Genomic DNA, 19995 nt, shown 5'->3' with positions numbered 1-19995 from the left:
TCACAGTTAGAACGCGCAGCAAAAAGATGAGCACGCGTTTGAAGAGAGGGGGAATGTGGTAATAAACGAATAGGTAAACACACAATTTTCAGAATCATGTTACAGGTAAATAGAAGAATCATAGGATATAAGAAGTATCATTGTTGAATGGCAAAATGGGATGCTTTTTTAAAACAAATGATCTCTGGAAGGGGCGAAAGACAATGAGGCAAGTTGTGAAAGAGGGATTTAGGGAAGAGAAAAACAACCGTGTAGCTGTCTGGAGACTAGAGGTTGATTATGAATTGGCAACCCTTTATGAGGCAATGCAGAAAGAAAATGACGAACAGATTGAGCTAAGCAAAAACAAACTTGAACGTCTCAGAAAAGAATGGATTCGCCTCAACGGGTAAAAAGCTATAGTGAAAACGAACCGCGTGAATGGTTCGTTTTTACATGAGAAGGCATATTTTTCATTTTCCTTGCTTTTTCACTGCCGTTATCAGTATTCTATAAAATAAAGGTCTACATAGAAAAGAGGTACGTATGAATGACAAATTGGACGGAAATTGATGAGACTGCAAAGAAATGGATAAAAGAAGCAGGCGCAAGAATTAAACAGTCGATGCACGAAAGCCTGACAATTGAAACAAAATCAAATCCGAATGATTTAGTCACCAATATTGACAAGGAAACGGAAAAGTTTTTTATTGACCGCATTCAAGAAACCTTTCCGGGGCATCGCATACTTGGAGAAGAAGGACAAGGAGATAAAATCCACTCATTGGAGGGTGTCGTCTGGATTATCGATCCGATTGACGGCACGATGAATTTTGTGCACCAGCAAAGAAATTTTGCGATCTCAATTGGTATTTTTGAAAATGGAAAAGGCAAAATCGGCTTAATTTACGATGTGGTGCATGATGAACTGTATCACGCGTTTAGTGGTAAAGGTGCTTATATGAATGAAACGCAGCTGTCTCCTTTAAAGGAAACCATTATTGAAGAAGCGATTCTTGCCATTAATGCAACATGGGTGACGGAAAACAGAAGAATTGACCCGGGTGTGCTAGCGCCGCTTGTGAAAAGGGTGAGAGGAACACGCTCCTATGGCTCTGCCGCTTTAGAACTGGCAAACGTCGCTGCGGGAAGAATTGACGCTTACATTACGATGCGGCTTGCTCCTTGGGATTACGCAGCCGGCTGTGTGCTGTTAAACGAAGTAGGGGGCATCTATACAACGACTGAAGGTGAACCGTTCACCTTTTTAGAAAATCACTGTGTGCTGGCCGGCAACCCATCTATACATAAAATAATATTGGAAGAGTATCTTCATGCTGAAAAATAGACCATTTGAACAGGATGACCTCAGTTGGTTTGAGGAAATTGCGGAGGCTCATCCTGTTTGGAAAAAGGAAGAGTTTGGTGAAAAAGATGCAGAAAGCTATATGATCTCCTACTCGATGTATAACGGATCGTGGCTTGTATGGGAAAAAGACGGCCTGCCTGTTGCCGTCAGCTATCATCTCGAATGGGCTCCTTCCAACGGAAAGCCATGGCTGGGAACAGTGCTGGTTGATCCTGCTGAAGAAAGAAAGGGGCATGCCAGAGAGATCATTGAACAAATTGGCCAATCGCTGAAGGAAAAACACAGAGCGCTATTTACAGCGGTTCCGATTGACCGGAATGAATGGATCCGGTTTTTGAGCCAGTGCGGCTTTGAACAGCTCAAGACGGAGAAAGATGAGGCAGACAAGTCATACATGATCATGGTAAAGCCTTTAGTTTAAGCTGCCGTATACAGCCGGCGGCTTATTTTCATGCGCAAAAAACCTCCCAATCTTTAACCATCGATTGAGAGGCCAGCTTGGTGATGAACCAAGGGGTTTATTTTTTTACGGCATGTATATAATGAATGGTTTCAAACGCTGACAAATAATCCGTTCGGTTCTTGAAGAAAAGCTCATTGATTTCAGCTGGTGTGACATGTTCATAGATGAGTAAACCAGCTGAATCTAATGCTTTTTCGATTTCATGATAAGTAAAACATGATTTCATCGGTTCACCGGCTGCTGAAGCCATTTTCACCATATGTTCAACTCTATTTGACATTCCTTTTGTTTCAAAGAGCGTTTCGTCTGCATAATCAAAAACGATAGAGCTTCCCGAGGGAACATGGGCAAATAAATGGTTAAGCAGGCTCTTATTTTCTTCTTTCGTCAAGTAATAAGAAACTCCTAAAAGGCTGAAGAACGTTTTTTTGTTATCAAAGCCTTCATCTAAGAGAGGCTGATATGAAAACGTTTTGGTAAAGTCCATAGGAACCAAATGAAGATTCGTTGGGATAGTCAGCTGTGCATGATCCAATCTTTTCTTTTTCAATTGCTGTGTAGCGGGGTAATCAATTTCAAATATATCTAAGCTGGTTTCCAGCTCTGGATGCCGAAAGCAGAAAGTATCTAACCCGGCGCCAAGAATGACATACTGTTTTGCCCCCAGCACCGCTTCATTGCGCAATACTTTCTCACAATAAGCTGCTCGAGCTAAGGGCGTTGGGGAAAGCTGGACTTGTGTAATCCACCTTAGTATCTCCTCTGAGTCATCTTGAAACTTTCGGGCAATATCTTTATTGAAAAACTGTATGCCTTGTATCATATTTTGACTAATGTCGGAAAACTCTTTTTCAGAAATAAGGTCTTTTGCAATATAATCGTCAAAAATTTTAGGTGTGTCATATTGACTGTGATAGGCTCGGCTAAAAGCAGATAGTAAAGCTGTTAAACTGGACTCATTTTCCTTCATATCATGTCCTCCTGATAAACAAAAATAAGATTCCCCCGGCCAGGAGAATCTTATTATACACACAAAAATATTAATAGTAAATTATAGCATAAATAAAAAAATTTGTCAATATATTTGGGTTGGAAGAGAAGATTTTTCTCTTTTAATTGTTAGCTATTGCTTGTAATACATAACTACAACATGACCTGCTTTTGTGAGAGTCTTATATTAATCCGCTTTGCTCATACGGAACAACGTTATCATGATCGCCGTGTATCATGAGCATCGGAGGCTCCTCGCGATGAACATAAGCGGCTTGGGCCTAGCTTTAGAATCTCATGTAAATTTGCTCTGACCCAGCAGTCTGGATTAGGGTTTTCATGGTGTGGAAAAGGTCGCCTTCTACCCAATCGCCTTATAAATGTCGTAGAAATGACTTCTGCATCTTTTAATAGGTAAGCCCCGCCGGATCCTCTTTTGGCATCATTAAACCCGCTTTTTTAAACAAATTGCTCATTTAGCGGATAATGACCGGGTTAGTATGTACGGAGTCTGCGATTTGCTCACAGGTAAGGTAGGCAGTCCACACATTTGAACATTAACATATGACCGGCTGTCGTGAAACAGCTGCTGATTTTCAAAAAAACTTGAAAATAAGAAAAAGCCTGAGATATCTCAGGCTTTTCATTTAGAAATTACAAACCGACGGCATTCCAGGCTGCTTCAACTTTTGCGGCATCAGTGGAGCCATAAAGGTCACGGGCAGACTGAATGAGGGCGGCCTTCGCATCTTTGAATGTGGAATAAGGTGTAAGATACGTTGTTAACGCACGGTAATAAATCTGCTGTGATTTAGAAATGCCTAGTTTTGTAATAGTATTGTAAGCGGCTTTGTTTGGAATTCCGCTGTTTATGTGTACACCGCCGTAATCGCCTTCATCTGTATTCGGAAGGTTTTGATAGTCGGCGTAATTGTCAGGCTGGTCATATTTTGTCGGATTGGACAAGCTGCGGAGAGCCGGCTGGCTGACCGTAATGTCTTCACCGATATCCCAGTCTTCTGTATCAGTAAAGTAACCGAACACATCAGAGAACGACTCGTTTAATGCCCCAGGCTGATTTTCATAGACAAGGTTGGCTGTTTCTTGAGTGACACCGTGTGTCATTTCATGCGCTGTCACATCCAAGGAGCCGGAAAGCGGGGAGAAGAAGGAGCCGTCTCCGTCACCGTAAATCATTTGATCCCCTGTCCAAGCGGCGTTATTATACTGGCTGCCGTAGTGAACAGAAGAAACGATTTTACTGCCCTTGTTGTCATAGCTGTTCCGTTTAAACGTCGAGTAAAAATAATCGTACACTTTACCCAGGTTATAGTGGGCATCTACAGCTGCGCGCTGTGATGAAGTTGTGAATTTATTTGTTGTGCTTGAGACTAGCGTTCCCGGAAGGCGGCTTTGTCTGTTTTGTAAATCATACGTGATAATTTGAGTGCCGGTTGGTTTTGACAGGTCTCTTAAAACATATTTGCCGCTTTCATAAGAAATATTCAGAGGAACTGTTGCACCTTTTAGTGTGGTCCCTGATCCTGTTGCGGCTGCATGTTCTACTTTATTTTGCTGTTTTAAAATGCTGCCTGTTTCGGCATCCACTAAGACTTCCCAGTTCGCGGGTTCAGGTTCAATATAGCGAATCGTGACATCGTAAGCCAGACGATAGCTGCCGTCCTCTGTTTCTACCGCTTTTAACTCCGCTTTATCACTGTTTTTTGCACTTCCGTTAGAAACGGCGTCAGGTGATTTGCCAATGGCTTTAAAAGCCAGTGCCAATGCTTTGTCAGAGGATACCTTTTTGCTGTTTTTTGTTTTTGAAGCAGACTGATTGTGCAATTCTCCATTGATCGCATAGACTTTGTCAGATTTATCGACGTGAACGATCACTTGCGAATCTTTAATAGGCACTCCGTTAATCACTGGCACGTATCGAAAGTGCTTGTACCCAAGATTGTCAGTTGTGCTTTCCACAAGTTTCAGTCTTTTGGCGGGATCGCCTTTAAATACTTTGCTGTTCTTTTTCAAAAACTGTTTGACAGCTTTGTCATTTGGAGCCGAGAGCTCTGTTTGTGCAATGGCGCTTTTGGGAAGAAAGTTTGTTTGATTCTCCTTAAGTTGGTAATTCTCAGCAGCCTGAACACCCGGAAGGCCGATTGATAAACTCATAAACGAAGCAGCGACAACAACGGACAATTTTTTACCTAAACCCACAATAAATCCCCCTTTTTGAAAATACTGAAAAATCTTTATATCGTTATATTAAACGAGCAATCTAGCATTCTCAACAAAAACTAACATAACTAGACAAAATTGATAGAATTGTCCTGTGTTTATTTTTGTTGAATAATATCAAGATGAGTCAAGTGTCATGTGCTGGATGATTGCAAGAGTTATGTCGTCTTTTCATCAAAGGGGAGATGAGAAATTTTTGGTTTTTATTGAAACTTTTTAACAAGTGGCTTGTCTAACCGAATGAGGCCTTAATAAGAAGTAAAGGATTGTTGTACGTGTTGGAATTATTCAGTCATTATGTATTGCATTTTGAACAGATACACTGCAAGAGCTGCTGCAGCTAAAGGGGCAGCACCAATCCGTTTTGATTTTAAGAGAATTTCAAGAGCTTTCTTATGAAGAAATTTCCGAAATCTTAGGCTGGAGCCTTTCAAAAGTGAAAACCACACTTCACCGGGCAAGATTGGAGCTCAAGAAAAACATGACGAAAAGAAGAGAGGAGGAGCGGATATGACCTGCTTTCTAGTAAGAGACCTTCTCCCTCTGTATATTGAAGGTGATTGCAAAAAAGAAACGGAAAACTTCATTGAAGAGCATATGAACACCTGCGACAGCTGCAGAGACATGTATAAACAGATGTCTGAGCCTTTTGAGTTTAAAGATGAACAAGCACCTCAAGATGCTTTTCTGCCTGAAGAAGAAATCCGTTTTAAACAAAGATACTATGGTTTGCTGATTATTAAAGCAGCCTTCTGGTTTGGAGCAGTGTTTGCTGTGATGCTGATCATCAAACTGCTGATCTAAAGGAAAAGCGCTTGCCGGATTGACGGACAAGCGCTTTTATGACATTAAGCCTGCGGATGAAGCATTTGGTAGATGGCTGCAAGCTGTTCTTGAGACAGAGCGCCAAAGAGCTTTTCATAAAAAATTGCCTGCTCCGTTGTCGCACCAGCTTCTAAAGCTGCATTTTTATCAAAGCTGTACGCTCCATCTTCTGAAACAATGGATGCCTGCAGAATATGAATCTTAAGGGAAACAGCGGCGAAAAATTGGTCAAGTGCCAGTGCTTCTTTTTCTGTGAAGCCGAGCTCAACAGCTTTTTCTGTATCAAATTTGTAGCTGCCGTCTTCAACATACACACATTGTGAAACAACATCAAAAAATTCAGAGGTCGATTCCCACAATTTCGCAATGATTTGAGCCTCTTCTTGTGTCATTCCTAACTCGACAGCTTTTTCACTGTCAAAATAATAAACCCCGTCTTCTTCATATATACATTGATTTAATAAATCTAAAAATGCATTCAGGTCTTTATGTGTGATTGTCTCCTGCAAAGCAGGTGTGCTGTGACTAACTGTTTTTGCGCTTGCGGCATCAGGTCCGAAAGTTAGCAGGGTGGCTGAGGTCAGTGCGGCGGTTGTAAGTATGGCTTTTTTCACAAATGTTTTTTTCATGTTTCGTCTCTCCCTTTTGTGAATTGTGGTGCAATTCCCATTATAGGGAGAGGCTGGTGTCAGGAAAATAGGCTTTATGGTAGTTTATGTATATCAATGTCGAACCACTTTTGTTTGGTTAAAGATGTCATATTTAGAACGATTGTCCATGAATGGATATTGTTTTGCTTCTTCCCGCCTAGGAAACAGGGGAGATAAGCCTTACGCCACGAAAAAACACCGCATTCATTTGCGGTGTTTTTGATTACAATGTCTTTAGCAAGGATAAGCTTTTAATCGAGCAATCCTTGCTCGCGCATTTTCTTTTTTAACGTAAATCCGCTTCCCATCACGGCGCAAACGAGCACAATGCTGGCGATAATGCCCCACGCGCTTTTTTCGGCGATAAAGACGCCGATCAGCATTATGCTGAAAACCGCTGCAAATGCAAATAATAATAAAAGCCAATTCATTTTTTTCATATTTCCATCCCCTTTTACGTCTTATGATAAGTTTACAGAAAAACGTGACGCTTTTAAAGAGGATGTGTGGTATAATATGAAAGTTATCTAATTTTTTTAGGAGATGAAAAAGTGAAACTTCGAAATGATCTTCGCAACATCGCGATTATTGCCCACGTTGACCATGGGAAAACGACTCTAGTCGATCAGCTTTTACACCAGGCTGGTACATTCCGTGCCAACGAACAGGTTGCTGAACGCGCAATGGACTCAAACGACCTTGAACGTGAACGCGGCATTACAATTTTGGCAAAAAATACTGCGATTAACTATAAAGATACACGTATCAATATTTTGGATACCCCTGGACACGCAGACTTTGGGGGAGAGGTAGAACGGATTATGAAAATGGTTGACGGCGTACTGCTTGTCGTTGACGCATATGAAGGCTGCATGCCTCAAACTCGTTTTGTTCTGAAGAAAGCTCTTGAGCAAAACTTGAACCCGGTTGTTGTTGTGAACAAAATCGACCGTGATTTCGCACGTCCTGAAGAAGTTATTGATGAGGTTCTTGACCTGTTCATCGAGCTTGATGCAAATGAAGAACAGCTCGAATTCCCGGTGGTGTATGCTTCTGCGATTAATGGAACAGCGAGCCTTGATCCGAAGCAGCAAGATGAAAACATGGAAGCTTTATATGAAACGATTATTAAGCATGTTCCGGCACCTGTTGAGAATGCAGATGAGCCGCTTCAATTCCAAGTTGCACTTCTTGATTATAACGACTATGTAGGCCGTATCGGAATCGGACGCGTTTTCCGCGGTACGATGAAAGTCGGTCAGCAGGTTTCCCTTATGAAGCTTGACGGTACAGCTAAATCATTCCGTGTGACAAAGATCTTTGGTTTCCAAGGCTTAAAACGGGTGGAAATTGAAGAAGCAAAAGCGGGAGACCTCGTTGCGGTTTCCGGCATGGAAGATATCAACGTTGGTGAAACAGTTTGTCCTGTAGAGCATCAAGAACCGCTTCCGGTGCTTCGCATTGATGAACCGACTCTTCAAATGACATTTGTCGTAAATAACAGCCCGTTTGCCGGCCGTGAAGGGAAATATGTGACAGCACGTAAAATTGAAGAACGCCTTCAGTCACAGCTGCAGACTGATGTCAGCTTGCGTGTCGAGCCTACAGCTTCTCCGGATGCTTGGGTGGTTTCCGGCCGCGGTGAGCTTCACCTGTCTATTTTAATTGAAAACATGCGCCGTGAAGGCTATGAGCTTCAAGTGTCAAAACCTGAAGTTATCATCAAAGAAATTGACGGTGTACGCTGTGAGCCTGTAGAGCGCGTGCAAATTGATGTTCCGGAAGAGCATACAGGCTCTGTAATGGAATCAATGGGAGCGCGTAAAGGTGAAATGATCGATATGATTAACAACGGTAACGGCCAAGTCCGTTTAATCTTTACAGTGCCTTCCCGCGGATTGATCGGTTACTCAACAGAGTTCCTGTCATTAACACGCGGCTTCGGTATCCTGAACCATACGTTTGACAGCTACCAGCCGATGCAGGCGGGCCAAGTCGGCGGACGCCGTCAAGGTGTGCTTGTGTCAATGGAAAACGGAAAAGCGACATCTTACGGAATTCAAGGGATTGAAGACCGCGGTGTGATCTTTGTTGAACCTGGTACTGAAGTTTATGAAGGAATGATTGTTGGGGAGCATAATCGTGACAACGACCTTGTTGTCAATGTCAGCAAAATGAAACAGCAGACAAACGTCCGCTCTGCAACAAAAGATCAAACAACAACAATTAAAAAAGCGCGCATCATGTCTCTTGAAGAATCTTTAGAGTACTTAAACGAAGATGAATACTGCGAAGTAACGCCTGAATCCATCCGTTTAAGAAAGAAAATCCTCAATAAAAACGAACGTGAAAAAGCGGCTAAAAAGAAAAAAACAGCAGGATTGTCTTAATCCTTTGCAGAATTTGAAAAGATAGAACCCGTACGCTACAGGGGAGGGAATCTTTTTGAATGACGTAAGCGAACGCCTGTCGTTCTTCGCCGCTCTATATCAAGTGGACCGGCAGCCCGCAGCAGGCATGTGGCTGCTATACGGCACCATTTTTGTTTTAGCTGTTATTGTGTTTAAACTTGGATTTGCCAAACGGCTTCCGGTATTAAAATCAGCAGTGGTGTACCTATTTCTGGCTTTAGGCTGCACTGTTTTGACTTTTCTCGGTGTATTTTTGCCTGTGGCAGAGGGCTTGGTCGTCGCTGCATTGATTTTAATCATTTACAAAATTCGGCTGTATCAGTCGAAAAAGGAACAGTCGGCAAAATCATGAAAAAAGACTCAGCATCTCGCTGAGTCTTTTTTGTATTCTGTATGAATAGCTGCCGCTTTATTTTTTAACTTTTTCTTTCTTCTGCTGTCCCGGGTGAAACGTGAACTTTCCGGTTTTCAGCCGTTCTTCTGTTTTTTGGGCAATTCGGTCATGGCATTCCTGGCACATATATGTATGGATCGGACGGTTTCTCAGCCGTTTCGCGATCAGGGTTTCATCATCAATTGTTTCAATTTTATCACAAATAGAACATTGGACCCTCATCATATCACCTCTTTCACTCTACTACGTATTATATCATGGATCAGATGCTGTCCAAAATAAGAAAAAGCTAAAGCCGCAAGGGCTATAGCTTAATCATTATTGTTCTTTTTCATATGATGATCAGATTGGTCGTTTTGTTCCGTTTCCATTTCCTTCTCTTGCTTTTCGTTTAATTGATCGTTTTGCTGCTTGGTTTGCGGTTCATCTTCATCGTCAATTACATCGTTAGGCACTTCCGGAAGCACCCGTCCGACAATTGCGGCCAGTTCATCTAAAATCCCTGTAACAGGACGGCCTTCACTGATCTCTCTTCCCATTTCATTAAGGCGGCTGACGGTATCAGGATCAGCAACCACTACTGCATTGGCTCCGTGCCGATCATTTTTTAAAGCCTGTGCCACAGAGTATTTAATGGTTTCGACTTTACTTCTATCCAGATTATCGTCAACGTCAATTCCTACTACAGCATATCCCCCGAGCACAACAGCTGTTGCATCCTTGACATCTGGCACTTTTTCAGCAACGCCGACAAGATGCTTGGCAATATCGGTTCTAGTTCCATTGTCTTTTGTTTCTTGAGATGAGTCCTTTACGTGAATCGGTTTTGTTTCCTGCTGTCTCGTTGATTCTTTTTCAATATTTTGCTCCTGTCTTCCCTGTTGAACAGCGCAGGCGGACAAAATGAGTGTGAGCTGTATGATAATGAAAAGAATTCGCACTTGCGGTTTCCCTCCTTGAAATGCATTCATTAATTTTATTGTTGAATTAACCTTCTATCTTTATTCACAAAAACATATATTTTAGCAGGCGTTCACCTTTTTCATCGTAAAAGAAGCAGGAAGAACTTTGACCCTTATATCAGGAGGCTGAGACTTGAGTAAAATTTATGTGTTAGATACGAATGTGTTATTACAGGATCCTAACGCTATTTTTTCTTTTGAAGAAAATGAAGTTGTCATCCCTGCTGTCGTTTTAGAAGAGATTGATTCAAAGAAACGATATATGGACGAAGTTGGGAGGAATGCAAGGCACGTATCTAAGCTGATAGACGCGCTAAGACTGAAGGGGAGACTGCATGAGAAGGTTCCGCTTGATACGGGAGGAACGCTCAGAATTGAATTAAACCACCGTTCCTTTCACCAGCTTCAAGAAATTTTTATCGAAAAAACGAATGATAATCGTATATTAGCTGTTGCTAAAAACTTAAGCCTCGAAGAAGAGACGAAGGAAAACGGCAGGCCTGTGATCCTTGTCAGCAAGGATGTATTAGTCAGAGTCAAAGCGGATGCCATCGGCCTTCTTGCAGAGGATTTCTTAAATGACCGGGTTGTGGACAATGATGAGATGTACAGCGGTTATAAGGATTTATATATCAACCAGCAGCTATTCAGCTCTTTTTACGGAAAAAAACAAATTTCAGTTCAGGATATAAAGCAGCATGCATTTTACCCAAACCAGTTCGCGTTAATGAAGGATGAATTAGGAGGATCGTCCTCAGCTGTCGGTATTGCCGATAAAACGGGTACGGTCTTAAAAAGGCTTGTGTTTGATGATGAACACGTTTGGGGAATCAGACCGAGGAATGTTCAGCAGACAATGGCGTTAGAGCTTTTGCTCCGAGAAGATATTCCGCTGGTGACGCTGATCGGAAAAGCCGGAACCGGGAAAACATTGCTTGCTTTGGCAGCGGGGCTATTACAGACAGAAGATTTAGGGATATATAAAAAGCTGGTCGTGGCAAGGCCGATTGTACCTGTGGGCAAGGATATCGGATACTTGCCGGGTGAAAAAGAGGAGAAGCTAAAGCCTTGGATGCAGCCGATTTTTGATAACTTGGAGTTTCTGTTTAATGCCAAGAAACCGGGAGAGCTCGAGGCGATTTTGGCGGGGATCGGTTCGATCCAAGTAGAGGCGCTGACTTATATCAGAGGGAGAAGCATTCCTGATCAATTTATTATTATTGATGAGGCGCAAAATTTGACCAGGCATGAAGTGAAAACACTTCTTACAAGAGTGGGCGAAGGTAGTAAAATTGTCTTAATGGGCGATCCTGAACAAATTGATCACCCATATTTAGACAGTCTGAATAATGGTCTGGCATATGTCGTTGAGCGATTTAAAGGACAACCCATCTCAGGCAGTGTGAAGCTTTTAAAAGGTGAGAGATCCGGGCTTGCCCAGCTTGCCGCTGACTTGCTGTGATGATTTAAATGATTTCAATCTCTTTTATATTGGTGATTGGCTGTACGTGATCAACTGGATCTTCAAAGTAAATATGAACCGGGCCGCCTTCCTGAATCGGCTTGCCTGCCTGGCTGAAATGGACAATACTGTTCAGCGCGGTATCAAGAGGAACGGCGGCTTTACCGGAACTTGTAATAAATACGCATTGTGATGCAGAGCTGAGCGGCTCAGCATTTTTCAGCACACTTCCCAATTTCATTGCGAAGCTGCCGTTCATCAATTTCTGTTTCTCAAATTGTTTTTCTGTCTTTAATGTAGGCGGCGCAATCTGTCCTTCTCTAATAACACGTTCAGTATCCAGGGCAGATTCATTCTCAGCCGAATGTAAATTGATTTCTTGGCCGTCCCCTTTACGGTCAAATGAAAATTTTCGATCATCAAAAATCCATACGCTCGGATCAATCGTAATTGGATATGTAACATTGCCTTTTACTTGTATAACGCTCATGGTATAACCCCCTTCTCTCAAAATTATAAAAGTTTTCGCATGAATTGTCACTTTGTGTAACAAATTATGTGTATTGAGATGCTTAGGGAGTGAGGGTGGTCGCATGGTATGCCGGCATAATGACGAGCTGGAAGCGTTAGTGAAAGAAGCAAAAAAGGTGACAGACAAGGGAGAGGTGGCCAGCTACATTCCCGCTTTAGCAAAAGCTGATCAGCATGATCTCTCAGTAGCGATTTATTATTCCAATAATACTTGTCTGTCAGCGGGTGACGTAGAAAAAACATTTACCCTTCAAAGTATATCGAAAGTGCTCTCACTTGCCCTTGTGTTAATGGAATACGGCAAGGACAGAGTCTTCAGTTATGTCGGCCAGGAGCCGACCGGTGATCCGTTTAATTCAATTATTAAGCTTGAAACCATGAATCCGAGCAAGCCGCTAAATCCTATGATAAATGCCGGAGCACTGGTTGTAACCAGCTTGATTAAAGGACAAACGTCTAAAGAGAGACTCGATTATCTGCTTTCTTTTATCAGGAAACTGACAAACAACCAAGACATCACCTACTGCCAGGACGTAGCTGAGTCTGAATACAGCACATCAATGATTAATCGGGCAATGTGTTATTATATGAAGCAGTACGGGATTTTTGAGGATGATGTTGAAGCAGTAATGGATTTATATACGAAGCAATGTGCGATTGAGATGAACAGTCTTGATTTAGCGAAAATCGGGGCTGTGTTTGCGCTTAACGGCAGGCATCCAGAAACAGGAGAGCAAGTCATTTCAAAAGATGTCGCAAGAATTTGCAAGACGTTTATGGTCACCTGCGGAATGTATAATGCAAGCGGAGAATTTGCGATTAAGGTCGGAATTCCTGCGAAAAGCGGCGTATCAGGAGGGATTATGGGCATTTCACCCTATGATTTTGGGATCGGCATTTTCGGCCCGGCTTTGGATGAAAAAGGGAACAGCATTGCAGGTCTAAAGCTTTTGAAAATAATGTCTGAAACGTATAGGCTGAGTATTTTTTAATTTATGTCATCTGTTTAAATCCTCTTGCATTTTCTGCTGATACCCTTTATGATAAATAGAAGAATTAGGTACTCGCCTGGGGAACGGAGGGATACTTTTGGCTTCAGAGATGATAGTTGACCATCGGCAAAAAGCTTTTGAGCTACTGAAAGTTGACGCTGAGAAGATTTTGAAGCTGATCCGAGTACAAATGGATAACTTAACGATGCCTCAATGTCCTCTATATGAAGAGGTATTAGATACTCAAATGTTCGGACTTTCGAGGGAAATCGATTTTGCTGTCCGCCTGGGATTGGTTGACGAAAAAGATGGAAAAGACCTTTTATACACATTAGAACGCGAATTGTCTGCTTTGCACGACGCGTTTACAGGTAAATAAATGATAAAACTCAAACTAATTAACAGTTTGGGTTTTTTTATAACCGCTTGCTTTTTCACCGTATAATGACGGTCTCTTTTTGTGCATTTCATCCGAATCGTATAGAGAATCTTCGTGTCATTTGATAAATTGTAGTAAGATAAAAAATATAAATACATAAAAACCATAGGTAATGGAAGTTGGAAGCAGGGAAGAGGATGTTATGTTAAAAAAAATGCTAAAATCTTATGACTACTCACTGATATTCGCAATTGTTTTACTATGCGGATTCGGTTTAGTGATGGTGTACAGCTCAAGTATGATTACGGCTGTTTCTCGGTATGGGGTAAGCAGTAATTATTTCTTCATGCGTCAGCTGTTTGCTTTAGTCGCAGGAGGCATCCTTTTTATTGTTATGGCCGTGTTTCCTTACAAAGCACTGGCTCATCAAAAATTTCAAAAGGTGATGCTGCTTGTTTCAGTGTTTGCGCTTATCTCACTGTTTGTATTCGGGCATGTTGCCGGAAATGCGCAAAGCTGGTTTAAAATCGGCGGAATGAGTATTCAGCCGGGTGAATTTGTGAAGCTGGTAGTGATTTTATATTTAGCAGCTGTCTATGCAAAAAAACAAAGCTATATTGATCACCTGTTAACAGGAGTTGCGCCTCCTGTGGTGATGACGGTTATTATCTGCGGTTTAATTGCCATGCAGCCTGACTTTGGTACAGCGATGATTATCGCCATCATCGCTACGTGCATGATTTTGTGCTCGGGTTTCAGCGGGAAGACGCTGGTAAGGCTTGTTATACTGGGTGGAATTGTCTTAATTCTGGTCAGTCCAATTATTTATTTTAATATGGATAACATTTTAACAGAAAAGCGTTTAGCTCGTTTTGAGAGTCTGGAAGATCCGTTTAAATATGCGGATTCATCTGGTTTGCAAGTGATCAATTCTTATTATGCGATTGGGTCGGGCGGTATTTTCGGTCTCGGACTAGGAGAAAGTATCCAGAAATACGGGTATCTTCCTGAGTCACATACTGACTTTATCATGGCCGTGATTGCTGAAGAACTTGGCATTTTTGGGGTATTGTTTGTTGTTTTCCTGTTGGGCTTTATCGTATTAAAAGGTTTCTATATTGCGAGAAAATGCGAGGACCCGTTTGGAAGTCTTCTGGCAATCGGCATTTCAAGCATGATTGCCATACAATCGTTTATTAACCTTGGCGGTGTCAGCGGGCTAATCCCGATTACGGGTGTTACGCTGCCATTTATCAGCTACGGAGGCTCTTCTTTACTGCTTTTATTGGGAAGCATGGGGATATTAATCAATATCAGCATGTTTGTGAAATATTCAGAGAATAAGAAAAAGAGAGAGTCCTTGGCGCCAAAGGGAATGAAAAAGAAACAGCTTGAAAAAACTGTTTATCTGTAAAAAACAAGTGTGTACACGTAAAGGGTATTCCGATATGATAGATTATATTCCATTCGGGTAAGGGGGAAAAAAGTTTGTCACAGCAATCAATACAAAAAGTGTTAGTAGCAAACAGGGGAGAAATTGCAATCCGTATATTCCGTGCTTGTACAGAATTGAATATTCGTACAGTTGCGGTTTATTCAAAAGAAGATTCCGGTTCCTATCATCGTTACAAAGCAGATGAAGCGTACCTGGTGGGCGAAGGGAAAAAACCAATTGATGCCTACCTGGATATTGAAGGTATTATTGATATTGCGAAAAGAAACAAGGTGGATGCGATCCATCCGGGATATGGTTTCTTATCTGAAAATATACATTTCGCAAGGCGCTGTGAGGAAGAAGGCATCGTGTTCATCGGTCCGACTTCTGAACATTTAGATATGTTTGGTGATAAGGTAAAAGCGCGTGAGCAGGCGGAAAAAGCCGGAATTCCTGTTATTCCAGGAAGCGACGGCCCTGCAGAAACGCTTGAAGCAGTCGAACAATTCGGACAAATTCACGGGTATCCGATTATTATTAAAGCTTCGCTTGGCGGCGGCGGACGCGGCATGAGAATTGTCAGAAGTGAAAGTGAAGTCAAAGAAGCATATGAACGTGCGAAATCAGAGGCAAAAGCAGCCTTTGGCAATGATGAAGTATATGTAGAGAAATTGATTGAAAACCCTAAGCATATTGAGGTTCAGGTGATTGGAGACAATCAGGGCAATGTGATTCATCTTTTTGAACGGGATTGTTCTGTTCAAAGACGCCACCAAAAGGTGATTGAAGTAGCGCCGAGCGTTTCGCTGTCAACTGAATTGAGAGATCAAATTTGTGAAGCGGCGGTTGCGCTTGCTAAAAACGTGAACTATATAAATGCTGGTACGGTTGAATTCCTTGTCGCGAACAACGAGTTTTATTTTATAGAAGTAAATCCGCGTGTTCAAGTTGAGCATACAATTACGGAAATGATTACCGGTGTTGATATTGTGCAGACACAGATCCTTGTTGCCCAAGGCCACAGCCTTCACAGCAAAACAGTCAACATTCCGGAGCAGAAGGACATTTTTACAATCGGCTATGCGATTCAGTCACGGGTAACGACTGAGGATCCGCAAAATGATTTTATGCCTGACACAGGGAAAATCATGGCTTACCGTTCGGGTGGAGGCTTTGGTGTTCGTCTTGATACAGGAAACAGCTTCCAAGGCGCCGTTATTACGCCATACTACGATTCACTGCTCGTTAAGCTATCAACTTGGGCTTTAACGTTTGAACAGGCGGCGGCCAAAATGGTTCGAAACCTTCAGGAGTTTAGAATCAGAGGAATTAAAACAAACATTCCGTTCCTTGAAAATGTCGCAAAGCATGAAAAGTTTCTGACGGGGCGATATGATACGTCTTTCATTGATACAACGCCTGAGTTGTTTAATTTCCCTAAACAGAAAGACCGCGGAACAAAAATGCTTACTTACATTGGAAATGTAACAGTGAATGGTTTTCCTGGAATCGGCAAAAAAGAGAAACCGGCGTTTGACAAACCGTTAGCTATAAAAGTAGACGTCGACCAGCAGCCTGCAAGAGGAACAAAACAGATTCTAGATGAAAAAGGCGCTGAAGGGCTTGTAAATTGGGTTAAGGAACAGAAATCTGTTCTATTAACTGATACAACATTCCGAGATGCCCATCAGTCTTTACTGGCGACTAGATTCAGATCGCATGATTTGAAAAAAATCGCTAATCCGACGGCTGCGTTATGGCCGGAACTGTTCAGCATGGAAATGTGGGGAGGCGCGACCTTCGATGTAGCCTACCGCTTCCTGAAGGAAGATCCATGGAAGCGTTTGGAGGACCTCCGCAAGGAAGTGCCGAACACGCTGTTCCAGATGCTGCTTCGTTCCTCAAACGCTGTCGGCTATACGAATTATCCAGATAATGTAATTAAAGAATTTGTAAAGCAATCCGCTCAATCCGGTATTGATGTTTTCCGTATTTTCGACAGCTTAAACTGGGTAAAAGGGATGACGTTAGCCATTGATGCCGTTCGGGATTCAGGTAAAGTAGCTGAAGCGGCAATTTGTTACACAGGTGATATTCTCGATAAAACCCGTACAAAATATGATCTTGCTTATTATACATCTATGGCGAAGGAGCTTGAGGCTGCAGGGGCCCATATTCTCGGAATTAAAGATATGGCAGGTCTGTTAAAACCGCAAGCCGCATATGAGCTGGTGTCTGCGTTGAAAGAAACGATCAATATTCCGGTTCACCTACATACGCATGATACGAGCGGTAACGGAATTTATATGTATGCAAAAGCAGTAGAAGCAGGCGTTGATATCGTAGACGTGGCGGTCAGTTCAATGGCTGGCTTAACATCACAGCCTAGTGCGAGCGGATTTTACCATGCGATGGAAGGAAACTCCCGCCGTCCGGAAATGAACGTGCAAGGCGTGGAATTACTATCCCAGTATTGGGAATCTGTTCGTAAATATTATAGTGAATTTGAAAGCGGGATGAAGTCTCCGCATACTGAAATTTATGAGCATGAAATGCCAGGTGGCCAATACAGTAACCTGCAGCAGCAGGCGAAAGGAGTAGGCCTGGGCGATCGCTGGAACGAAGTCAAAGAGATGTACAGACGAGTAAATGATATGTTCGGTGATATCGTGAAGGTTACGCCTTCCTCTAAAGTAGTCGGGGATATGGCGCTGTACATGGTGCAAAATAACCTGACTGAAAAGGACATTTACGAAAAAGGCGAATCATTAGATTTCCCTGATTCTGTTATTGAGCTTTTCAAAGGAAATATTGGACAGCCTCATGGCGGATTCCCGGAAAAGCTTCAAAAGCTCATTTTAAAAGGGCAGGAGCCGATCACAGTCAGACCGGGAGAACTGCTTGAGCCGGTATCCTTTGAAGCGATCAAACAGGAGTTTAAAGAGCAGTATAACCTAGAGATTTCAGACCAGGATGCTGTGGCGTACGCCCTTTATCCTAAAGTCTTCTCTGATTATGTGAAAACTGCTGAAAGCTATGGAAATATTTCAGTATTAGATACTCCGACCTTCTTCTATGGCATGACATTAGGAGAAGAAATAGAAGTGGAAATTGAACGCGGGAAAACGCTGATCGTCAAACTGATTTCAATCGGTGAACCTCGGCCGGATGCAACTCGCGTGATCTATTTCGAACTGAACGGCCAGCCGCGTGAAGTGGTCATAAAGGACGAAAGCATTAAGTCTTCCGTTCAGGAAAGATTAAAAGCAGACCGCACAAATCCAAATCATATTGCGGCTTCTATGCCTGGAACTGTCATCAAGGTACTGACAGAAGCTGGTGCCAAAGTCAATAAAGGTGATCATTTGATGATCAACGAAGCCATGAAAATGGAAACAACGGTTCAGGCGCCATTCTCAGGAACAATTAAACAGATTCATGTGAAAAATGGAGAGCCGATCCAAACGGGAGATCTGCTTCTCGAAATTGAAAAAGCATAATCAAAAAGAGTGTATATCAGCTGATATACACTCTTTTTAGTGAAGAACGAGATATGAAGACATGAAAGCGCAGCTGGTGCAGCAAATCGGGGGGCTGTTTCAAACGTATATAAAGGACGCATTGGTTGTCTGCTCATAGGTGCAGGAATGAGACAAGCTGAACAAGGAGGGATGCTTAATAAGCTTTCGTATGATGTTCTGGTAAGAATGAATGGACTTCTTGGTGAAAAGTTATTTTAATTAAGATCCTGTCCTAAACATCGACTGAACAGCGCGTTTAGCATTCAACATCGGTCGAGATGATCCAAACCTTATATCAATCATCAAGTTGGAAGGATAAAAAAGACCAAAGCGTATAAGAGCTTTGGTCCTGTGTCTTATGCCCGTTTTGATTCGTAACGAAAGCGTGCAATCAATAATAAGAAGTAGCATAAAACCCCAAACAGGCAGGCAATAAAAAATGAGTGCGCAAGCGCAAAGCCCAGCGCCAGTTCAGAATATACGATCATAATGCCGGACAGTGCCTGTAACGTGATAAAAATAAGACACGAAATCCAGCCCCAAAAGATTTGCTTTTGTTCTTTATAGGAAGTAATCGCATGAACAGCGGCAACGATGATCCATACAAACAGGAGCAAGGCTGCAGCTCTGTGCCCCATTTGCACCCATTCGTGGAATTGGGTCGGAAGTCCATTGTTCAGCCGGCTGCACAGCGGTACATCAGGACACGCCAGACTGGATTCTGTATGTCTTACGTATGCGCCAGTATACACAACGATATAGGAATATATCAAAATACCTATCATGTGAAATTGCATTTTCTTGCCGATTTGAAGCGGTTTGACAAGTTTCCTGGTTGATTTATCAGCTTCAAATATAAGCAATGTTAATATTAGAACAGACGCAAAAGAAATCAGTGAAATCCCAAAATGAAGCGCCATAATAAGCGCGTTTGAACCGAATACAACAGCCAACGCGCCAAGCAGTGCCTGGAGAAACAAAAAGATAATGGACATGATGGCAAGAAACGTTGTCTCACGGAAAACAGGTGTGATTTTTCTCCATGACCAAAAGGCAAGGCTTAATACAAGAATAATTGAGATGCCGCTTGCGAATCTGTGGCTCCATTCAATAATAGAAGCGGGATTCAGTTCAGGGAAGAAGCGCCCGTGGCACAGCGGCCACTGTCTGCCGCATCCTTGGCCGGAACCTGTTTTTGTAACGAGGGCTCCCCCGATTAAAACAATAAGCATCACAAATGTAGTCAAAACACCGAGAGCTTTTAATGCTTTATTCATACAATATCCACCTTCTTAACAAACTGCTGCAATTTTTTATACGTACCAAGTGTAAGCGAATATGTGTTTTGTGGCAATTCTTAGAGCCCTTTGTTCACAAAAATATAATAGAAT

20 protein-coding genes and 1 pseudogene are annotated in these 19995 nt (G+C 42.3%); 12 read left to right on the top strand and 9 right to left on the bottom strand.

What is annotated here, in order from left to right:
• Positions 1-203: 203 nt before the first annotated feature.
• The 3 genes from V6D42_RS06985 (at position 204) to V6D42_RS06975 (ending at position 1769) form a co-directional block, all read left to right on the top strand.
• Positions 204-392 carry a hypothetical protein gene (locus V6D42_RS06985; protein ID WP_010334110.1) on the top strand — a complete coding sequence of 63 codons (189 nt, stop codon included), beginning with the start codon at positions 204-206 and terminating at the stop codon, positions 390-392.
• A gap of 137 nt (positions 393-529) precedes the next feature.
• The gene (gene suhB / locus V6D42_RS06980) at positions 530-1327 is read left to right on the top strand and encodes an inositol-1-monophosphatase (RefSeq protein WP_333512749.1); all 798 of its coding nucleotides are present in this window, start codon (positions 530-532) and stop codon (positions 1325-1327) included.
• Positions 1314-1769, top strand: a complete 456-nt coding sequence (locus tag V6D42_RS06975) for a GNAT family N-acetyltransferase (protein ID WP_333512748.1) — start codon at positions 1314-1316, stop codon at positions 1767-1769. Before suhB ends, V6D42_RS06975 begins: the two co-directional genes overlap by 14 nt.
• A 97-nt stretch (positions 1770-1866) precedes the next feature.
• On the opposite strand, the gene V6D42_RS06970 is transcribed toward V6D42_RS06975, so the two are convergent.
• The 3 genes from V6D42_RS06970 to V6D42_RS06960 form a co-directional block, all read right to left on the bottom strand.
• Positions 1867-2781: a class I SAM-dependent methyltransferase gene (locus V6D42_RS06970; RefSeq protein ID WP_333512747.1), complete on the bottom strand. Its 915-nt coding sequence runs from the start codon at positions 2779-2781 to the stop codon at positions 1867-1869.
• A 202-nt stretch (positions 2782-2983) separates the two neighbouring features.
• On the bottom strand, positions 2984-3040 hold the full coding sequence (locus V6D42_RS06965; protein ID WP_333513131.1) for a hypothetical protein: 57 nt from the start codon (positions 3038-3040) through the stop codon (positions 2984-2986).
• Between the two features lie 415 nt (positions 3041-3455).
• Positions 3456-5021 carry a M4 family metallopeptidase gene (locus tag V6D42_RS06960; protein WP_333512746.1) on the bottom strand — a complete coding sequence of 522 codons (1566 nt, stop codon included), beginning with the start codon at positions 5019-5021 and terminating at the stop codon, positions 3456-3458.
• A gap of 346 nt (positions 5022-5367) precedes the next feature.
• On the opposite strand from V6D42_RS06960, the pseudogene V6D42_RS06955 reads away from it, so the two are divergent.
• Positions 5368-5556, top strand: a pseudogene (locus V6D42_RS06955) (sigma factor-like helix-turn-helix DNA-binding protein); the annotation flags it as partial.
• The gene (locus V6D42_RS06950) at positions 5553-5846 is read left to right on the top strand and encodes a zf-HC2 domain-containing protein (protein WP_333512745.1); all 294 of its coding nucleotides are present in this window, start codon (positions 5553-5555) and stop codon (positions 5844-5846) included. The pseudogene V6D42_RS06955 and the gene V6D42_RS06950, both read left to right, overlap by 4 nt.
• A 44-nt stretch (positions 5847-5890) precedes the next feature.
• Here V6D42_RS06950 and V6D42_RS06945 read toward each other — a convergent pair whose 3' ends face one another.
• Positions 5891-6496 (bottom strand): hypothetical protein, encoded by a 606-nt coding sequence (locus tag V6D42_RS06945; protein WP_029441237.1) that lies wholly within the window; start codon positions 6494-6496, stop codon positions 5891-5893.
• A gap of 272 nt (positions 6497-6768) precedes the next feature.
• Entirely contained in the window at positions 6769-6957 is a 189-nt protein-coding gene (locus tag V6D42_RS06940; RefSeq protein ID WP_010334117.1) for a YlaF family protein, read from the bottom strand.
• A 111-nt stretch (positions 6958-7068) separates the two neighbouring features.
• Between V6D42_RS06940 and typA the strand changes: the two genes are divergently transcribed.
• Together typA and V6D42_RS06930 are read left to right on the top strand one after the other, a co-directional pair.
• The gene (typA, locus tag V6D42_RS06935) at positions 7069-8907 is read left to right on the top strand and encodes a translational GTPase TypA (RefSeq protein WP_010334118.1); all 1839 of its coding nucleotides are present in this window, start codon (positions 7069-7071) and stop codon (positions 8905-8907) included.
• A gap of 55 nt (positions 8908-8962) precedes the next feature.
• Positions 8963-9280 carry a YlaH-like family protein gene (locus V6D42_RS06930; RefSeq protein WP_024121276.1) on the top strand — a complete coding sequence of 106 codons (318 nt, stop codon included), beginning with the start codon at positions 8963-8965 and terminating at the stop codon, positions 9278-9280.
• 57 nt (positions 9281-9337) lie between these two features.
• Here V6D42_RS06930 and V6D42_RS06925 read toward each other — a convergent pair whose 3' ends face one another.
• Positions 9338-9547 carry a YlaI family protein gene (locus V6D42_RS06925; RefSeq protein WP_105954170.1) on the bottom strand — a complete coding sequence of 70 codons (210 nt, stop codon included), beginning with the start codon at positions 9545-9547 and terminating at the stop codon, positions 9338-9340.
• A gap of 86 nt (positions 9548-9633) precedes the next feature.
• The gene (locus tag V6D42_RS06920) at positions 9634-10263 is read right to left on the bottom strand and encodes a YhcN/YlaJ family sporulation lipoprotein (RefSeq protein WP_333512744.1); all 630 of its coding nucleotides are present in this window, start codon (positions 10261-10263) and stop codon (positions 9634-9636) included.
• A 154-nt stretch (positions 10264-10417) separates the two neighbouring features.
• Between V6D42_RS06920 and V6D42_RS06915 the strand changes: the two genes are divergently transcribed.
• Positions 10418-11746 (top strand): PhoH family protein, encoded by a 1329-nt coding sequence (locus tag V6D42_RS06915; RefSeq protein ID WP_333512743.1) that lies wholly within the window; start codon positions 10418-10420, stop codon positions 11744-11746.
• Positions 11747-11750: 4 nt separating this feature from the next.
• Here the strand turns inward: V6D42_RS06915 and V6D42_RS06910 are convergent, their stop codons facing one another.
• Positions 11751-12236: a peptidyl-prolyl cis-trans isomerase gene (locus V6D42_RS06910; protein WP_333512742.1), complete on the bottom strand. Its 486-nt coding sequence runs from the start codon at positions 12234-12236 to the stop codon at positions 11751-11753.
• 103 nt (positions 12237-12339) lie between these two features.
• Between V6D42_RS06910 and glsA the strand changes: the two genes are divergently transcribed.
• The 4 genes from glsA to pyc all read left to right on the top strand — a co-directional run bounded on the left by glsA (position 12340) and on the right by pyc (position 18583).
• Positions 12340-13269, top strand: a complete 930-nt coding sequence (glsA, locus tag V6D42_RS06905) for a glutaminase A (RefSeq protein ID WP_333512741.1) — start codon at positions 12340-12342, stop codon at positions 13267-13269.
• Between the two features lie 97 nt (positions 13270-13366).
• Positions 13367-13648, top strand: a complete 282-nt coding sequence (locus V6D42_RS06900; RefSeq protein ID WP_003221339.1) for a YlaN family protein — start codon at positions 13367-13369, stop codon at positions 13646-13648.
• A gap of 202 nt (positions 13649-13850) precedes the next feature.
• Positions 13851-15062: an FtsW/RodA/SpoVE family cell cycle protein gene (locus tag V6D42_RS06895; RefSeq protein WP_333512740.1), complete on the top strand. Its 1212-nt coding sequence runs from the start codon at positions 13851-13853 to the stop codon at positions 15060-15062.
• Positions 15063-15136: 74 nt separating this feature from the next.
• The gene (gene pyc, locus V6D42_RS06890; RefSeq protein WP_333512739.1) at positions 15137-18583 is read left to right on the top strand and encodes a pyruvate carboxylase; all 3447 of its coding nucleotides are present in this window, start codon (positions 15137-15139) and stop codon (positions 18581-18583) included.
• A gap of 377 nt (positions 18584-18960) precedes the next feature.
• Here pyc and ctaA read toward each other — a convergent pair whose 3' ends face one another.
• Positions 18961-19881 carry a heme A synthase CtaA gene (ctaA, locus tag V6D42_RS06885; protein ID WP_333512738.1) on the bottom strand — a complete coding sequence of 307 codons (921 nt, stop codon included), beginning with the start codon at positions 19879-19881 and terminating at the stop codon, positions 18961-18963.
• Between the last annotated feature and the right edge of the window lie 114 nt (positions 19882-19995).

It is taken from the genome of Bacillus sp. 0909A, from assembly GCF_036765115.1.
Lineage (GTDB): Bacteria > Bacillota > Bacilli > Bacillales > Bacillaceae > Bacillus > Bacillus mojavensis.
This window is presented reverse-complemented; position numbering and strand designations above follow the sequence as displayed.